Source organism: Streptococcus sp. KCJ4932 (assembly GCF_004352745.1).
Taxonomy (GTDB): domain Bacteria; phylum Bacillota; class Bacilli; order Lactobacillales; family Streptococcaceae; genus Streptococcus; species Streptococcus ruminicola.
Genome location: NZ_SJWW01000007.1, coordinates 54,642 through 72,849 on the forward strand (window position 1 = coordinate 54,642; position 18,208 = coordinate 72,849).

The window sequence follows — 18,208 nt, forward strand, 5'->3', positions numbered from 1 at the left end:
AATCAAAGCAAACTTCTGATAAATTGCCCGCCGTAAATCCAGAAGTAACTAAAAGCAACTATTGAAATCGGCTTGCAAAGTAAAATAATGTAAAGGAATCGTTTAAAAGACATCTTAGATAAACCTGTAATCATAACCAAAATGTCTGCTGGCGAGATTGGTGAAGCCATATTCAGCGCAAAAACTGTTTCGTAGGTTGATGAAGCTAACTTTTCCTCATACTTTGCATAAGTTTGCTCATCAATAAAGAGCATGATGAATGGTTTGCCATAGCGGCGAGTTAACAAGAATAGAATGATACTTCCAATTACTATCCCAACATAATTTAGGATAAAGCCTAGAATAGGTCCAAAAGCCATAAACCCTACAACTGTGGTCACTCCCCCAGGAATAATTGGAATAACAACTTGAATGATTTGTAGAAGAAGAAAGGCGAAACTTCCGAGAATAAGATGACCTTTTAGAGCTCTTGTTAAGGCATCAGGATCATTTAAAATATCCAAATTCTTAAACAGATAAACTAAAAATAGAACCGTTAAAACAATTGAAAAAATTCCTAGAAATTTAACCAGTTTTTTTAAAGCACCATACATCATATCACCCTTTATTTTTATTTGTTACTTTAAAACCATTATACAAGGGTTGCTCCTATTAAACAAGAATTCTTATAACTTTCTCACTATTCATAGCGAAGAGCTTCAATCGGATCTAGTTTACTTGCTTTATTAGCCGGCAAAAGTCCAAAAATAACACCAATTATCGCTGAGAAGATAAGACTTCCTAAAGCAATGTTTAATGAGATTGATGGTTTTACATTTGGAATGCTATTCCCAATAAGGCTTGTTAAACCAGAAGCTAGGCAAAGTCCAATTAAACCACCTAAAATTGTCAATACCATTGATTCAATCAAAAATTGTGTCAAAATCTTTTGACGGGTTGCTCCAAGAGCTTTTCGTAAACCAATTTCTCGTGTACGCTCGGTAACAGATACCAACATGATATTCATAACCCCAATACCACCAACAAGAAGAGAAATACCTGCGATAGCACCAATAACTGCTGTCATCATGCTATAAGCAGAGCTGACTTGCGAAATAACTTGTGACATGTCGAAGATTGTAAAACGACCAGTTCTCACCCCTGACAACTGCGTCAAGAGACGAGCCGCTTCTTTTCCGACTTTTGTTGTTTGTTTGACGTCTTCAACATGGACAAATGCCGCTTGAACTTCATCCACATTAAACTCTGCAGCTAATTGAGTATTGGTCATGACAGCATTACCGCCAGATTGCATACCATATTGCTGAGAACCAGCATTTGGATCTTTATAAACACCAACAACTAAATAATTTTTTGAACCAATTGACACATGTTGGTTTAAGGCATTTTCATTGCTACCAAATAATTTAACTGCAAGCTTGGTATCCAGCATGACAATGCGGGAGAATCGACTGTAATCGCCAGTTTCAAAGCTTCGTCCTGCAAGAACTTTGTATTTTTTAACCGTAAAGTAGGTTCTGTTAACTCCTGTTATGTTAACATTTTTTGACTTTTTCTGATTGCCCTCAACTGTTGACGTTGTACCATTGGTTAAATAATAATTTTCAACATCTGGCAGCTCACTGGTAATTTTTTGCAACCATTCTTCTTTAATGGCTGGTCCTTTATCAGCATCTCTAGGATCTTCATCATCAAAAACATCAATATCGTCAGTCTTTTTAGTTGTGTAATAGAGCTGAACATCTTGGCTGTCTGAAGCGAACATATTAGTGACTTGATTAGTCATTCCTTGCCCCAAAGCCATGATAACCACGACTGAAGCTACACCAATAATAACCCCTAAAGTCGTCAGAAACGAACGCATCTTGTGCCCCATAATTGAACTTAGGGCGAATTTCCAATTTTCCATTATAATCCTCCCCTAATCAATTCTGACACTTTCTGTCGTGTCTCGCGTAATCTCACCATCGCGAATAACAATTTTTCGTGTGGCAAAATCAGCAATTTCAGGTTCATGCGTAACCATAACAATTGTTTTTCCTTCACGATTAAGCTCAGTCAATAATTGCATGATTTGGTCACTTGTCTTGGTATCAAGTGCACCGGTTGGCTCATCAGCAAGGATGATTGATGGATTATTCACCAAGGCACGCGCAATAGCCACACGTTGTTTTTGACCACCTGATAACTCTGATGGCAAATGTTTCATGCGTTCGCTGAGCTCAACTTTTTCCAAGAACTGCTTAGCTAATTGACGTCGTTTTGACGAATTTACCCCGGCGTAAACAAGCGGAAGCTCAACATTTTGCAAAGCAGACAATTTTGAAAGAAGGAAAAATTGTTGAAAAACAAATCCGATTTCTTGATTTCTAACTTTGGCTAATTCCTTTTCTTTGAGTTCTTCTACTTGTGTTCCATTTAAACTATAATCACCTGAGGTCGGTCTGTCTAACAAACCAATGATGTTCATTAGAGTTGATTTACCAGAACCAGATGGACCCATAATTGCTACGAATTCACCTTCATAGACTGTCAAATCAATTCCTTTGAGGACATTAAGCTCTTGATCACCATTACGATAGGATTTTACGATATTACTTAGCTGAATTAATGCTTTTTTCTCATCTTTCACTACTTACTCACCTCTTATTTTTCTGTTGTAGCGGCATCTTCAGTAGTGACTTTATCTACTTTCTCACCATTCTTCATTGATTTTTCAGGGTTTGAAATAACTGTTTGTCCGACTTCCAAACCACTTAAAATTTCTTGTTGAGAAGCATCTGCATTACCAACGGCTACTTCAACTTTGCTGATTTTCTTAGTCGCTTTATCGTAAACCCAAACAAATTTCTTGTCACCTTCAGATACAAGAGCATCAACAGGAACTAATTTGTTTTTATTTTCGTTGACAACTTCCACAGAAACTGTAAAGCCTTGTTGAAGATTTGCTGTGTCTCCAGTCAAATCAATCTTGTAATCATATGAAGCTGCACTGTTTGATGAGCCATTTGATTCAGAAGAGGCTGTTTGATTTGGATAATTTGAAATATATGAAATCGTACCTGTCCACTCTTTATCAGGATATACTTTTGATTTGATTTTAACATTTTGACCTGTTTTAATATTTGCTAAATCATACTCTGTCAACGTCCCTTTAACTTGAAGTTGACCTTCAGTAGCAACATGGACAAGAGTTTGACTATTTTTAGATGCTGGATCAATGTCGTTATTTACTTCAACAACTGTACCAGACACATCGCTAGTAATGATTGTTTCATTTAAAGCTTGTTGCGCTTTATTCACTTCTGCTTGTGCATCTGCGTAAGCATCATTCAAGTCTTGTAATTGTTGATTGTAATCTTCTGTTTGTTGAGCAGTTGGTTGCTGCGTAACTGTCTTTTCTTCACCAGTTTCGTCATCAGTCGTTGTTGATGTTGTTGGAAGATTACCATATTTTTTCAGATGGTCAATCTGGCGTCCAACTTTATTAAGACCACGAACGGCTGTGTCATATGTTGCTTGAGCTGTGGTTGAGTCGTATTGAACCAATTGTTGACCAGTTGTAATTTGATCTCCTACAGCAACAGTTGCCTTAGCAGAGCTGCCTTTACTGCTATCAAAATAAACATACTGCTCTTGAAGAGCCTTTACTTGTCCCGTTAAGAGTGTTGTTGATGAAACCGTTCCTTCTGTTACTTTTACAGCTTTATAAGAAACTTCAGCGTTCGCAGCTTTTGCTTTTGATTGTTGCACGAGCATTAAGCCTCCACCTGCAAGAACAAAGAACGCTGCCGCTGCACCAATCATCACCTTAGTTTTTTTTGACATACTTGATTTACTTCTTCTAGACATAATAATCCTCATATTCTTTCTTGTATAGTTGTATCACTCAGATAGAACAATTATACATTTTTGATATTTTACTGTCAAGAATAAACCTGACCACTATCTTTATCAAATATTATAGAATTTTTTTAGCATTGCAATCTTACAAGTTTGTAAGAGAAAAAAGCCTGAGACATTTTGTCTCAGACTTTTCAAATATATATTTAGACTTAAAATTAGATGGCTTGTGTTGTAAATCCTCGACTTTCAAGGACACGAATCATAGCATCTACTGTATCGAGCGCGGTAAAGAGAGGAACACCGTGTTCAATAGCAGAGCTACGAATAATCGCACCATCTTCGTCAAGTGTACGTTTTGTACCAACTGTATTCACAATCGCTTGTACTTTACCTGTACGAACAAGTGCAGGAATGTCATTGTCATCATCCTGACCAATCTTATCAATGATTGTTGAATCAAGTCCATGTTCAGCAAAGAACTTAGCTGTTCCGTGTGTTGCAAAAATGCTGTAGCCAATGTTAGCAAAGCGTTTTGCCAAGCCAAGAGCTTCTTCTTTAGTATCATCAGATACTGTGAAGACAACATTACCAAATGATGGCAAGTGAAGATATGACGCTTCAAAAGCTTTGTAAAGTGCTTTTTCAAGAGTCAAATCAGAACCCATAACTTCACCAGTTGATTTCATTTCAGGGCCTAAAAGACTATCAACCTTAGCAAGTTTTGTGAATGAGAAGACTGGCGCCTTGACATGCACATAATCAGATTCTGGGTAAAGTCCATCTTCATAACCCAGATCAGCAAGACTTTGTCCAAGAATCAATTTAGTTGCAACTTGTGCCATTGGAATGTTAGTTACTTTTGATAAGAAAGGAACTGTACGACTAGCACGAGGGTTAACTTCGATAACATAAACTGTTTCATCTTTGATGACAAATTGAATGTTCATCATACCGTAGCAGTTCAAACCAATTGCCAAACGTTTTGTGTAGTCTGCAATGGTTTCTTGTACTTTCTTAGAAAGTGTCTGTGGTGGATAAACAGCCATTGAGTCACCTGAGTGAACACCAGCGCGTTCGATGTGTTCCATAATACCTGGAATAAGCACATCTTTACCATCTGAAATAGCATCCACTTCACACTCACGACCAACGATATATGAGTCGACAAGAACCGGATGGTCTGGACTGGCTTTAACAGCAGTACGCATGTAAGAACGAAGGTCATCTTCATTTTCTACAATTTCCATCGCACGCCCACCAAGGACATAAGATGGACGAACCAAAACTGGGAAACCAATCTTGTGAGCAGCTTCAACCGCTTCTTCTTCGTTGGTAGCTGTTTGTCCTGGTGGTTGAGGAATATCCAATTCTTTCAAAGCTTGTTCAAAGAGATCACGGTCTTCAGCGCGGTCAAGGTCAGCAACCTGTGTACCAAGAATAGTAACACCAGCTTTAGAAAGTGGCTCAGCCAAGTTGATAGCTGTTTGTCCACCAAATTGAACAATGACACCTTTAGGTTGCTCAAGTTCAATAACGTTCATAACATCTTCAAACGTTAGTGGTTCAAAGTAAAGCTTATCAGAAATTGAGAAGTCAGTTGATACTGTTTCTGGATTTGAGTTCATGATAATAGCTTCATATCCAGCTGCCTGAATAGCTTTTACAGAGTGAACTGTAGCGTAGTCAAATTCAACCCCTTGACCAATACGGATTGGACCAGAACCAAGTACGATAATTGATTCTTTATCTGACTTGATTGATTCATTTTCCCATTCGTATGTTGAATAGAAGTATGGTGTTGCTGATTCAAATTCAGCAGCACATGTATCAACCATCTTGTAAACAGGGATAATTTTGTTTTCTGTACGAATGGCACGAACTTCATCTGCTGTCATGTTCCAAAGTTCTGCAATCTTAAGGTCTGCAAATCCATTACGTTTTGCTTCTTTAAGAACGTCAACATCTCCGACATGACTCGCCAATTCTTGTTCAAGTTCAAAGATGTGGAGCAATTTATCAAGGAAGAAGAGATCAATTTTTGTTAATTTTGATAACTCTTCAATAGTGTATCCACGACGAATTGCTTCAGAAAGGTAGAATAGACGATCGTCTTGAGCACGAACAATCTTATTAACTAATTCATCATCAGTAACATTTGTGAGCTCTGGCATTTCATTATGATGAACACCAATTTCAAGTGAGCGACAAGCTTTAAGAAGTGATTCCTCAATGTTACGACCGATTGCCATAACCTCACCTGTCGCTTTCATTTGTGTCCCTAGGCGACGTTCACCATTTTCAAACTTATCAAATGGGAAACGAGGAATTTTAGCAACCACATAGTCAAGAGCTGGTTCAAACATGGCATATGTTGTACCAGTTACTGGGTTCACCATCTCATCAAGTGTCAAACCAACAGCGATTTTAGCAGCTAGTTTTGCGATTGGGTAACCAGTAGCTTTTGAAGCGAGGGCTGATGAACGTGACACACGTGGATTAACTTCGATAACATAGTATTTGAAACTATTTGGGTCAAGAGCTAGCTGAACGTTACATCCACCTTCAATTTTAAGAGCACGGATGATGCTTAGACTAGCATCACGCAACATTTGGTTTTCAATATCTGAAAGAGTTTGTGTTGGTGCAAATACGATTGAGTCCCCAGTATGGATACCAACTGGGTCAAAGTTTTCCATGTTACAAACAACAAGAGCGTTGTCAGCGGCATCACGCATAACTTCATACTCAATTTCTTTGAAACCAGCAATAGAACGTTCAATCAAACATTGTGTTACTGGCGATAATTTCAAACCATTTTCAGCGATTTCGCGAAGTTCTTCTTCGTTATCACACATACCGCCACCAGTACCTCCAAGAGTGAAGGCTGGACGAACGATAACAGGATAACCGATTGATTCTGCAAATGCAACAGCTTCATCAACAGTATTTACAATTTCAGATTCTGGAATTGGTTGGTTGAGTTCTTCCATCAACTGTTTGAAGAGATCGCGGTCTTCTGCTCGGTCAATAGCTGATAGTTTTGTTCCCAACAACTCAACACCGAGTTCATCAAGAATACCAGCTTTTGACAATTCCATCGCCATGTTAAGACCAGTTTGTCCTCCCAAAGTTGGAAGCAAAGCATCTGGACGTTCTTTGCGAAGGATACGAGTAACAAATTCTGTTGTCAAAGGTTCAATGTAAACCTTATCTGCAATCTCTTTATCAGTCATGATTGTCGCAGGGTTTGAGTTAACTAGAACTACGCTGTAACCTTCTTCTTTGAGGGCTAAACAAGCTTGTGTTCCGGCATAGTCAAATTCTGCTGCCTGACCGATAATAATCGGACCAGAACCAATCACCATAATTTTTTTAATATCTGTACGTTTTGGCATTATTTTCTCCTATTTGTCAACTCTCTGATTGACTTTAAATATGTTAATGACCTTGCTGTCAGTCATTTTGCAATTTACCGACAAGATTTTGATGTCGAATGACTTTTTAACGATTAGCTTTTTCAGCTTGGAATGCATCAATCAATTCGATGAAATCATCAAAGAGATAACTTGCATCATGTGGACCAGGCGCAGCGTCTGGGTGAAATTGCACTGAGAAAGCTGGAAAATCACGGTGACGAACACCTTCTACGGATTTATCATTGATTTCTTCGTGAGTTACCATAAGGCAATCTGGAAGTGTGTCGCGATCAACTGCGTAACCGTGGTTTTGACTTGTAAAATCAATACGACCTGTTGCAATTTCGCGAACGGCATGGTTAAATCCACGGTGACCAAATTTCATTTTATAGGTTTTAGCACCATTCGCAAGGCTAAACAATTGGTGTCCCATGCAGATACCAAAAATTGGAATTTTTCCTTGTACGCCACGAATCATATCTAGAACTTCTGGAACATCTTCTGGGTTACCAGGACCATTTGACAACATCACACCATCTGGATTAAGGTGAAGAATTTCCTCAGCTGAAATGTTGTAAGGAACAACTGTCACATTACATTTACGTTTTGAAAATTCACGTAGAATAGAATGCTTAAGTCCGAAGTCCACCAAAACAATATTCTTTCCAACACCTGGTGCTGGATAGGCTGTTTTAGTTGATACTTGTTCGATGTTATTTGTTGGCAACACTGTAGCTCGCAATTGATCTTGTAAATGCTCAATCGTATCACCAGCATTTGCAAGAGTCGCTTTCATAGTACCATGCTTACGAATGATTTTTGTAAGGGCACGAGTATCAATTCCTGAGATTCCTGGAATATTTTTAGCCTTCAAGAACTCATCCAAAGTCATTTGATTACGCCAGTTATTGGCACGACGGGCGTTTTCAGATACGACAACACCTTTACAAGTTGGTGTAATTGATTCATAGTCATCACGGTTAATCCCATAGTTACCAACAAGTGGGTAAGTAAAAGTCAAAATTTGACCGTTGTAAGATTGGTCTGTGATTGATTCTTGGTAACCTGTCATACCAGTGTTAAAAACAATCTCACCAGTTACATCAAGGTCAGCTCCAAAAGCCTTCCCTTCAAAAATCGTTCCATCTTCTAAAATTAAAAGTCTTTTTGCCATTTTTATTCCTCTCGTTTGCTCTCACGGGAGCACTTTAACGTTTATTAGCAGACACTTCAAAATAATTGTTAAGCTTTACCGTTAAGTACAGCTTCTAGAATTGCCATGCGGACAAACACACCATTTTGCATTTGTCGAGCAATTCTTGATTTTGGTGCTTCTACCAAGCGATCAGCAATCTCAACATCACGATTAACTGGTGCTGGGTGCATGATGATGGCAGAAGGCTTCATTTTATCATATCGGTCATATGTAAGACCGAATGTTTTGTGATAAGTTTCTTTTGAAAAACCACGTTCACTATCATGACGTTCGTGTTGGACTCGCAACATCATCATAACATCAACTTGATCAACAATCTCATCGATAGCCACGTATTTTCCATACACATCGAATTCACTTGAATACCATTGTTCTGGACCCGCAAAATACAACTCTGCTCCTAAACGTTTTAGGATTTGCATGTTAGATTTTGCAACACGTGAATGCGTAATGTCACCAACAATAGCCACTTTTAGATTTTCAAAACTACCAAACTCTTCATAAATCGTCATCAAGTCCAGCAAACACTGACTTGGGTGTTGACCAGAACCATCTCCACCATTAACGATTGCTGTTTGAATTGTTCGGCTATCAATTAATTCTTTGTAGTAATCTTCCATTGAGTGGCGAATCACACAAATATCAATTCCAAGAGAACTCATTGTCAAAATCGTGTCATACAAAGTTTCCCCTTTGTTGACTGAACTTGTTTTAGCATCAAATTCGATAACATCTAAACCAAGTTTTCTTTCTGCGACTTCGAAAGATTTGTGTGTACGTGTTGATGGTTCAAAGAAAAGATTAGCTGCAAAATACTGTCTATCCAAACTAAAGTCGGCTTCATTGTTCTTAAACGCAATTCCGCGTTTAATCAAACCTAGCACTTCTTCATTTGATAATGTTTCCATTGTTACCAAATGCTTTAGTGAAACAACGCCATCTGTAATTGCCATTTTTTTAGTCCTTTTCTGGAAGAATTTGATACAAGATAATACCTAAAAGTGTTGAGAAAGCAACACCTGTGATTTGTAAACCAGCAACTTGCAATGTCAAACCACCGATACCAGACACTAAGATAACACTTGCAATCAAAAGATTTTTCTTATTGTCAAAATCAATTTTATTTTCAACTAAAATTTTAAGACCACTTGATGCGATAACACCAAAGAGGGCAATTGAAATACCACCGATAACTGGTGTTGGAATTGATGAAAGAAGAGCAGAGATTTTTCCGATAAAGCTCATTACTACAGCAATTACCGCTGCTCCAGCAATAACATATACTGAGTAGATTTTGTTAAGAGCCATAACACCGATGTTTTCACCGTACGATGTTACCGGTGGGGCACCAAAGAATCCAGCGATGATTTGTGCTAAACCATCACCTGTAAGCGTACGGTCAAGACCTGGATCTTTAAAGAAATCACGTCCTGTTAAGCTGTTAAGAACCATCACGTGACCAAAGTGTTCAGTCATTGTTACAAATGCGATTGGAGCCATTGTCAAAATAGCACTTGGGTAAAGTTTGAAATGATAGTCAACAAAGAGAATATCAAAACTTGGAACTTGGAACCAAGCTGATTTTGCCACACCTGACAAATCAACAATACTTTGACCAGTTACCGCACCAACTACTAATGCAAAAATGTAACCAACAATCAATCCAAGCAAGATTGGAATAACACCGATAATCTTTTTACCGTACATGTTAAAGAGAATAACCGCAAGAAGAGTTACCATCCCAACTAAAAGGTAAGTAAAATTGTATTCGCCGTCTTTAAGCATTACATCGTTAACAGCTGTTGTCGCAAGGCTAAGTCCGATAACGATGATGATTGGACCAACCACAATTGGTGGCAATACTTTATCAATCCATGCATTTCCGGCAAATTTTACAATCAAGGCAACAATTAAGTAAACCAAACCACCTGCAATAGCCCCTTGCGCTACCGCTGCAATCCCGTCAGTCTTCATTAACATTTGCATAGTCGCAATGTAAGCAAAACTTGAACCCATGTAAGCTGGGATTTTATATTTGGTTACTGTCAAATGTGCTAGAGTACCTAAACCACTTGAAAATAGAGCAATCGCTGGATCAATACCAACTAAGATTGGTACCAAAACTGTTGAGCCAAACATTGCAAACAAATGTTGAAATGATAATCCAAACAGCATTCCTGGTTTTGGCATATCATGCACATCATATCTTACGTTTTCCACTTTTTATCATCCTCCTCAATTCTAATACTGCTTAGCTTGGATCTACAATGCTAACGCGATCTTTACCATCTACTTCGATCACTTCAACAATGATTTCCTCGATAGCACTTGTTGGGATGTTTTTACCAACATAATCAGCACGAATTGGGAGTTCACGGTGTCCACGGTCAACAAGAACAGCAAGACTAACACGAGCTGGACGACCAAGACTTACTAAGTTATCAATAGCCGCACGAATTGTACGTCCTGTATAAAGCACATCGTCAACCAAGATAACATCTTTACCAGTAATATCAACTGGCATATCTGTTGTATCTTCTTCAACTTTCATATCATCACGGAAAGGTTTTGTATCAAGTTCACCAAGCGGAATATCAATACCTTCCAATTGTTTCAAGCGATCTTGAATACGACGAGCAATGAAGACACCACGTGTCTTAATTCCTGCAAGAACAATATTGTCAAGATTTTTATTACGCTCAATAATCTCATAAGTGATACGTGTAATCGCACGTTTCATTGTTACATCATCAACAATTTCTTTTGTTTTCATAAACAAACCTCTCTTAATATACAAAAAATCTCCTCGTTACCAAGGAGATTCCACAAAATATAGGTACAACTATACCAGTTGCACACTTCTTTTACCGTTCTCTCCTTGCCTGCCTCACGGGACAGTATTAAAGGATAATATTTACTCTTATATAATACCAAATCGTTCATCATTTGACAAGAGATTTACGATTTTCAGCCAAAAAAACTCTCGGGATTTTTTGCAAAAACGAATAAAAAAAGCAGGATTTCCCCAAAGGTTCATCACTGCTGTTTTTATCATATCTTTTAAGCTTTTCCGCTTCGTAATTTTTCAAGTGTTTCTTTAAAAATCGCTGGCACTTCAGCTGTGAAAGTCATTGTTTCACCTGTTTTTGGATGTGTAAAGCCAAGTGTTTGAGCATGCAAGAATTGACCATTACCTTTCAATGTCTTACGTGGTCCGTACAATGGATCTCCTGCAACTGGGTGTCCAATATAAGCCATGTGCACACGGATTTGGTGAGTTCGACCTGTTTCAAGCGTCAATTCAACCAAAGTATAGTTACCAAAGCGTTCTAAAACTTTGAAATGAGTTACAGCTGGTTTTCCTTTAGCCGTAACAGCTTGTTTTTTACGGTCTTTCTCAGAACGTCCAATCGGTGCTTCAATAACACCACGATCATTTGGAATATTACCATGTACGATAGCCACATATTTACGAAGGGATTTTTTATCCTTCAATTCAGCAGCAAGTGCATTGTGGGCAGTATCATTTTTGGCAATCATCAAAAGCCCTGAAGTATCTTTATCGATTCGGTGAACAATCCCTGGTCGAATCACACCGTTGATAGATGACAAATCTTTGATATGATACATCAAAGCATTGACCAAAGTACCTGACGTGTGACCTACAGATGGATGAACAACCATGCCTTGAGGTTTGTAAACCACTGCGACATCTTCATCTTCATAAACAATATCAAGTGGAATATTTTCTGCTTTATATTCAAGCACCTCTTCTTCTGGCACTTCATAAGTCACAACATCGCCAACTTTGACAGCATATTTTGCTTTAACAGCTTTGCCGTTTACCAAAACTGTTCCTTTTTTAATTTCATCATTAGCTTGGCTACGTGACAAGTCTGTTAAGTCTGCTAACGCCTTATCTAAACGAGCGCCAGCTTCTTTAATGATTAATTCCATTTTCCTCCTCTTTCCATAGGGCGATAAATAAAATCACGACCCCAACTGTTAAATACGAATCCGCCACATTAAAAATAGCAAAATTCATAAAATCCAAATGAACCATATCAACAACGTAACCAAGTCGCAAACGGTCAATAAAATTACCGATTCCACCCGAAATAATCAGCAAAAGTCCAAATAAGAACCAAAAATTGCCATTAATATTTTTAATAAAATAATAGCAAGCGGCTCCGACAACAGCAAGTGTAATCACCGTAAAAAACCACTGCTGATTCTGCAAAATAGAGAAAGCTGCACCATAATTACGTAAATAAGTTAAGCTAAAAATACCTGGCACACATTTGCGAATGGCATTTAAAGGAATATGATTGACAATCCATTGCTTGCTTAATTGATCCAACAAAATCAACATCACAGCAGCTAATGGAAAATAAAGTTTTCTATAGTTTTTCATTTGGTCACCTTTGGACTGAATTTTTCAAAATAATCTTTCATGACAGCGATGAATTTCAAAGCACAAGCCGATAAATTTTTATCACGACGCTTGATATAAACCATTTTATTATCTAGCTTATCTTCAAGTGGAATAACAGTAATACCATTAAAACTACGGCTATCTAGGAAACCAGAACCAGTTGCGTAGGCATCTGTACGCTCTAAAATACCATTTAAGGTTGCACGGTCAGTCACATTAAAAACATGTGGACTATCACTGGTATCAACAAAATTCTCAGAATAATAAAGGTACTCGTCTTTTTCTTGGGTGAAACGGACCGTTGGTAGCTCCTTCAAATCCTCCATTACAAGACTTTCCTTTTGTGCCAAAGGATGAGTCTTAGCCAGATAAATATGAGTCTTAAAAGGGATTAACTCGACAAATTCCAAGCCTAATTTTTCCATACGTTGCAAAAGTCCTTTGCGATTTTGATTATTTAAATAAATAATCCCAATCTCACTATCACCTTGAGCCACCTCATCAAAAATTTGAATAGTTGTTGACTCAAAAATACGAAAATCCTTATGCTCTGGATGAGCCTTAGAAAAGGTTGTTATCAAAGGCGGTAAAAAATCGTAATGCTGACTAGCAATAGAAAACTCATCTGAATCAGCCGACGATTGTGAAAATTGTTTCTCAAATGAGTCAAAACTCTTAACAACCTCCAAAGCTTTTTCATAAAAAGTCATTCCGTGACTCGTTAAGACAGCACCTGTCGTTGTACGTGTAAAAATTTGAAAACCTAATTCACCTTCAAGGTCCTTAATAGCTACTGACAAACTCGGCTGACTGACAAAAAGCTTAGAAGCCGCTTCACGAAAGGTCCCACTGTTTGCAATAGCTACAACATAACGTAGTTGTTGTATATTCATTGTCAATCATTCTTTCTAAAAAATCAATCATCTTTATTATAGCAAAATATAGCTAATGGCGCTATATCAGGCCCAAAGTGACTGACTAACCATTTTGTATTTCAAAAAGGGACAAAAAAAGCCTGCGCGAAGCAGACTTTTCTGTTAAATTATTTTGCAATTGGATAAACTGATACTTGACGTTTATCGCGACCTTTACGTTCGAAACGAACAACACCTTCAACTTTAGCGAAAAGTGTATCGTCACCACCGCGACCTACGTTCACACCTGGGTAGATGTGAGTACCGCGTTGACGGTAAAGGATTGATCCACCTGAAACAGTTTGACCGTCAGCTGCTTTAGCACCAAGACGTTTTGCTTCAGAATCACGACCATTTGATGTAGAACCTCCACCTTTTTTGTGGGCGAAAAGTTGCAAGTTAGCAAGATTCATTTTTAACATATGTAGTGTCCTCTTTTCAAATTAGTTTGCAATGACCTTAACTGACACAAATTCTTTCGAATTCTCAGCCAAATTTGTCATTCCTAAAAGAAAGCTTTCAAATAAAAGTTGAACTTTCTCATCTGTCTTCTTAGTCATATGAGAGATATCAATCTTCATATAACCACCATCAATCTCATTGACAGCAAAATCAGCATTGCATTCTGCCAAAACTTCTAACGAATTAACAAAGTTAATCGATAAAGTTGAAACAGCTGCACATACGATATCAAAGCCATATTCACCACTACCAGCGTGACCAGTCAGTTCAACACTTTCTAAGTTGCCTTTGCGGCGAATAAAAGTTGCTTGAATCATGAGAATGCTAAATTATGCGTTGATAGCGTTGATAACAACTTTAGTGTAAGGTTGACGGTGACCTTGTTTACGGTGTGAACCTTTTTTAGGTTTGTATTTGAAAGTAACAACTTTCTTTTGTTTTCCTTGTTTTTCAACAGTACCAACAACAGAAGCTCCTTCAACAACTGGTGTACCAACAACAGTTTTTTCACCACCAACAAGAACAACTTCGTTAAATGTTACTTCTGAACCAGCTTCAACATCAAGTTTTTCAACATAGATAGCTTGACCTACTTCAACTTTAACTTGTTTTCCACCAGTTTTGATGATTGCATATGTGCTCATCGTGCACCTCCTATAAAATTTTGTTGCGGATTTTTCCGCTTGTGAAGACTCGCCTAAATCGTGAACCTCGAGAGTTGCTTATAAACGATTTTCGTGCGGTTGCACAGGATGTGCATTTAGTCAACATTCATATTTTATCATGTTAGGCTAATTAAAGCAAGGAATATGCTAGCTTTTTTTAATGATAGTACGTTTTCATTTTTTATTTTTTGTCAAAGGATACTTTCACTAATCCCAAAACAGCTTTTTTAGTCAATTTTTCGATAGCATCAATATCAATCTGCTTAGTATTTGCCATCATTTGATAGGTCTCACTACCTTCGTGGTAATAATAGGCTGTGATGTGAAAACCATTTTTCTCATAAAAACGCACGCGCTTCAAACGTTGATCAAAATTATCCGCTTTTTCGTCCATAGGCTCAATTGCCAAAACGACTGGACGATTCCCAGCTAAATCTTTAACATCTTGCAAAATAGCTGAGCCGTAACCACGTGAACGAATGTTAGGGTTAACAGCTAAGAAAAACAAATAAACCACAGCTTCATTTTGTAAAATGTAAGCTAAGCCGACAAAATCGTCGCCATCATAATAAGCATAAAAATCTGCTAGGTCACGATAAGCCGTCAGCAACAACGGCAAATACGGTGCACGTTCAACAGCTGGAAAAGCCGATAAGTATAAGTTTTTGACATCATGGGAACTTTTTGAAAAAAGTTTCACCTCTTGACGTTTTAATTCCATTGTAAATTCACCAATTCATTCATTTCTTGATAGGCGGTATCGACTTTTTCTTGCATGCTAGCATCAAGTTTGTCGCGGTATTTACCACCTTTTATAAAGTCTTCTAAAATAAGCGTACGATAATCTGAAAGAACAAAGCCTTCTGACCCTGTCACGCCCTTGCTCCATACCCAAACCATTGTTGGGTGAGCTGCGACAGTTTTAATTTTCGTTTTATGATTTTTCTTTTCAAATGTTACATCCATCAAAAGACCACGTTCTGTCCAAATGTCATCAACCGTTTCTAAACGTTGATTAGAAATAAAATTTCCCATTGAATAGATAATAAATTTCTTTTCGCCGTCTTTTTCGACAGTTTCTGATGGTTCCACAACGTGAGGGTGTCCACCAAAGATAACATCTGCACCCCAATCAATCATCTTGTGATAAAGGATTACTTGCTCTTGAGTTGGTTCGCGTTGGTATTCCACTCCCATTTGTGGCATGACAATTGTTACATCAGCTTTCTTTTCAGCTTCCTGAATTTCAGCTTTCATCTTGTCTTCATTTAAATCAGACATGTGCTTCTCATAATCCTCAGCTGACAAATTAGCTTCTAGTCCATTGTAAGCATAAGAATAACCTAAAATAGCAATTTTAATACCATTAACATTTTTAATTAAAATATCTTCTTTGTCTCGGTCTTTTTTGTAAACGCCAATACTAGGCATTCCTAATTTATCAAAGGTTTTAACGGTGTTAAGTGCACCTGAAAGACCAGAATCAAGGATATGGTTGTGAGCTAAATCGACAACATCATAACCTGTGTCTTTCATAGCATCAGCAATTTCACTCGGTGCATTGAATAAAGGATAGCCAGCTAAAGGATAATCTGGACTAATCGTTCCTTCATAGTCACCAATTGCCAAATCAGCACTTGAAATCCAGTCTTTGGCATACTCAAAGAAAGGTTTAAAATCATAAGTCCCATCAGCCTGCTCAGCACTGCCATAAAGACCATTATGGATAAGAATATCTCCATTTGCCATGACACGCGCTGTTTTGACTTTACTTGACTGAGCTTTTGATTGCTGAGTCTTATCACTTGAACTGGCCTTCTCAAATAGTAAGCCATAAAATGCTGCACCTAATAAGCTTAGCAATATGAATGCCAAGCAAGCCAACGTTGTCTTTTTATAAATTATCCTATCTAACATCCTTAATCACACCTCCATGCGACTATTATATCATTTTATGATTAGGCTTTCAGGATTTAACTGGTAAGAAAAAAACTGCCCTAAAGGCAGTTTCTATCTATTATAGTAAGTCATCGATTAAGTCATCGACTTCATCATGTTCTGCTTGTGGTGTGATTGTTGTCACTTTAATTCCTGCAACAGCACGTTCAACAAGTCCTTCAACGTCCATACGTTTTTCGTATTGTTCAACATTTTTGATTTTTGGATTTGTTTTTGGACGATCTGGCGCAAAGATAGTACAGCAATCTTCAAATGGTTGAATTGAAATATCAAAAGTATCGATTTTTTGTGCAATATCAATGATTTCCAATTTATCCATTGTGACAACTGGACGAATAATTGGCGTTGCAGTTACGGCATTAATGGCACGCATACTTTCAAGCGTTTGACTGGCCACTTGTCCAAGACTTTCACCATTGATGATAACCAAGCCATTACGTTCTTCACGAATGCGATCTGTAATACGCATCATGAAACGACGTGTCAAAGTCATCAAGTAAGCTTCTGGCGCTTTTTCTTTGATTTCTTCTTGGATTTCCGTAAATGGTACTTCGATGAAATCAATGTTACCACCGAATTTTGTCAATTTACGTGTCAAATCTTGAGCTTTCTTAAGAGCACCTGGACTTGTGTATGGTGGACTAGCAAAGTGGACAGCTTCAATATCAACCCCACGTTTAAGAGCAAGGTAACCTGCAACAGGTGAATCAATACCACCTGATAACATCAACATTCCGCGTCCAGCTGTTCCAACAGGAAGTCCTCCAGCACCTTTGATATTTTCATATGAAAGGTAGGCAGCTTCTTCACGAATTTCAACTTTAAGATTGACATCCGGCCCTTTCATTTGCGCTTGAATGTTAGGCAAAACTTCAAAGACAGCTGAACCAAGGTATTGATTCAATTCACGGCTATCCATCTCAAAGTTGTGGTCGCTACGTTTACTTGTGATTTTAAATGTCAAACCTTCATGATAAACGTCAGTCATCACATCTTGAACAGCTTTTTTAATCGTTTCTAGATTTTTTTCAACCTTGTATGATGGTGAAAATGCTTGAATCCCGAAAATTTGTTTTAATGATTCCGCAACGGGAACATAGTCAGTACCATTTAAGAAAATGTGAGCGCGGTCGCGGTCAGCCACAACACGGACATCTGGATAAATTGAAAGAACGTGTTTCATGTTACGTTTCAATTTATTGATGAAACGCATGCGGTTCTTTCCTTTAGTTGATAATTCGCCGTAGCGAACCATAATTTCTGAGTATTGCATAGTTTTCTAAAGAGAAAATCTC

18 protein-coding genes and 1 other annotated feature are annotated in these 18,208 nt (G+C 37.9%); all 18 genes read right to left on the minus strand.

Translation table 11 applies throughout. From position 1 onward, the window contains the following. Positions 1 to 2: 2 nt before the first annotated feature. On the minus strand, positions 3 to 593 hold the full coding sequence (locus tag E0E02_RS04330) for a VTT domain-containing protein (protein WP_074563916.1): 591 nt from the start codon (positions 591 to 593) through the stop codon (positions 3 to 5). A gap of 86 nt (positions 594 to 679) precedes the next feature. Then, entirely contained in the window at positions 680 to 1,909 is a 1,230-nt protein-coding gene (locus tag E0E02_RS04335) for an ABC transporter permease (protein ID WP_074563917.1), read from the minus strand. A gap of 12 nt (positions 1,910 to 1,921) precedes the next feature. Then, complete coding sequence (locus tag E0E02_RS04340; protein WP_133017944.1) at positions 1,922 to 2,632, minus strand: ABC transporter ATP-binding protein; 711 nt, start codon at positions 2,630 to 2,632, stop codon at positions 1,922 to 1,924. 14 nt (positions 2,633 to 2,646) lie between these two features. Continuing rightward, on the minus strand, positions 2,647 to 3,852 hold the full coding sequence (locus tag E0E02_RS04345) for an efflux RND transporter periplasmic adaptor subunit (protein ID WP_133017945.1): 1,206 nt from the start codon (positions 3,850 to 3,852) through the stop codon (positions 2,647 to 2,649). A 209-nt stretch (positions 3,853 to 4,061) separates the two neighbouring features. Beyond that, positions 4,062 to 7,241, minus strand: a complete 3,180-nt coding sequence (carB, locus tag E0E02_RS04350) for a carbamoyl-phosphate synthase large subunit (protein ID WP_074867897.1) — start codon at positions 7,239 to 7,241, stop codon at positions 4,062 to 4,064. Between the two features lie 106 nt (positions 7,242 to 7,347). Beyond that, positions 7,348 to 8,436: a carbamoyl phosphate synthase small subunit gene (locus tag E0E02_RS04355; RefSeq protein WP_039696722.1), complete on the minus strand. Its 1,089-nt coding sequence runs from the start codon at positions 8,434 to 8,436 to the stop codon at positions 7,348 to 7,350. A 68-nt stretch (positions 8,437 to 8,504) separates the two neighbouring features. Continuing rightward, a complete protein-coding gene (locus E0E02_RS04360) occupies positions 8,505 to 9,431 on the minus strand; it encodes an aspartate carbamoyltransferase catalytic subunit (RefSeq protein ID WP_039696721.1) in 927 nt (308 codons plus the stop codon). A gap of 4 nt (positions 9,432 to 9,435) precedes the next feature. Next, entirely contained in the window at positions 9,436 to 10,698 is a 1,263-nt protein-coding gene (locus E0E02_RS04365) for a solute carrier family 23 protein (protein WP_133017946.1), read from the minus strand. A 31-nt stretch (positions 10,699 to 10,729) separates the two neighbouring features. Beyond that, on the minus strand, positions 10,730 to 11,251 hold the full coding sequence (gene pyrR, locus E0E02_RS04370; protein WP_039696718.1) for a bifunctional pyr operon transcriptional regulator/uracil phosphoribosyltransferase PyrR: 522 nt from the start codon (positions 11,249 to 11,251) through the stop codon (positions 10,730 to 10,732). Between the two features lie 287 nt (positions 11,252 to 11,538). Beyond that, positions 11,539 to 12,435: an RluA family pseudouridine synthase gene (locus E0E02_RS04375; RefSeq protein WP_039696716.1), complete on the minus strand. Its 897-nt coding sequence runs from the start codon at positions 12,433 to 12,435 to the stop codon at positions 11,539 to 11,541. Then, a complete protein-coding gene (gene lspA / locus E0E02_RS04380; RefSeq protein WP_006531207.1) occupies positions 12,419 to 12,892 on the minus strand; it encodes a signal peptidase II in 474 nt (157 codons plus the stop codon). Before lspA ends, E0E02_RS04375 begins: the two co-directional genes overlap by 17 nt. Then, entirely contained in the window at positions 12,889 to 13,806 is a 918-nt protein-coding gene (locus tag E0E02_RS04385) for a LysR family transcriptional regulator (protein ID WP_074563927.1), read from the minus strand. The genes lspA and E0E02_RS04385 overlap by 4 nt, the downstream gene beginning before the upstream one ends. A gap of 149 nt (positions 13,807 to 13,955) precedes the next feature. Then, positions 13,956 to 14,249, minus strand: a complete 294-nt coding sequence (rpmA, locus tag E0E02_RS04390; RefSeq protein WP_004232221.1) for a 50S ribosomal protein L27 — start codon at positions 14,247 to 14,249, stop codon at positions 13,956 to 13,958. Positions 14,250 to 14,270: 21 nt separating this feature from the next. Continuing rightward, positions 14,271 to 14,606, minus strand: coding sequence for a ribosomal-processing cysteine protease Prp (locus E0E02_RS04395; protein ID WP_039696713.1), 336 nt, complete (start codon positions 14,604 to 14,606; stop codon positions 14,271 to 14,273). A 12-nt stretch (positions 14,607 to 14,618) separates the two neighbouring features. Further along, positions 14,619 to 14,933 (minus strand): 50S ribosomal protein L21, encoded by a 315-nt coding sequence (gene rplU, locus E0E02_RS04400; RefSeq protein WP_004232223.1) that lies wholly within the window; start codon positions 14,931 to 14,933, stop codon positions 14,619 to 14,621. A gap of 35 nt (positions 14,934 to 14,968) precedes the next feature. Then, positions 14,969 to 15,044, minus strand: a sequence feature (ribosomal protein L21 leader region). Positions 15,045 to 15,135: 91 nt separating this feature from the next. Next, positions 15,136 to 15,675 carry a GNAT family N-acetyltransferase gene (locus E0E02_RS04405; protein WP_133017947.1) on the minus strand — a complete coding sequence of 180 codons (540 nt, stop codon included), beginning with the start codon at positions 15,673 to 15,675 and terminating at the stop codon, positions 15,136 to 15,138. Continuing rightward, positions 15,666 to 16,871 (minus strand): CapA family protein, encoded by a 1,206-nt coding sequence (locus E0E02_RS04410; protein ID WP_133017948.1) that lies wholly within the window; start codon positions 16,869 to 16,871, stop codon positions 15,666 to 15,668. Before E0E02_RS04410 ends, E0E02_RS04405 begins: the two co-directional genes overlap by 10 nt. A 100-nt stretch (positions 16,872 to 16,971) precedes the next feature. Beyond that, entirely contained in the window at positions 16,972 to 18,186 is a 1,215-nt protein-coding gene (thiI, locus tag E0E02_RS04415) for a tRNA uracil 4-sulfurtransferase ThiI (RefSeq protein WP_074560412.1), read from the minus strand. Positions 18,187 to 18,208: the final 22 nt, after the last annotated feature.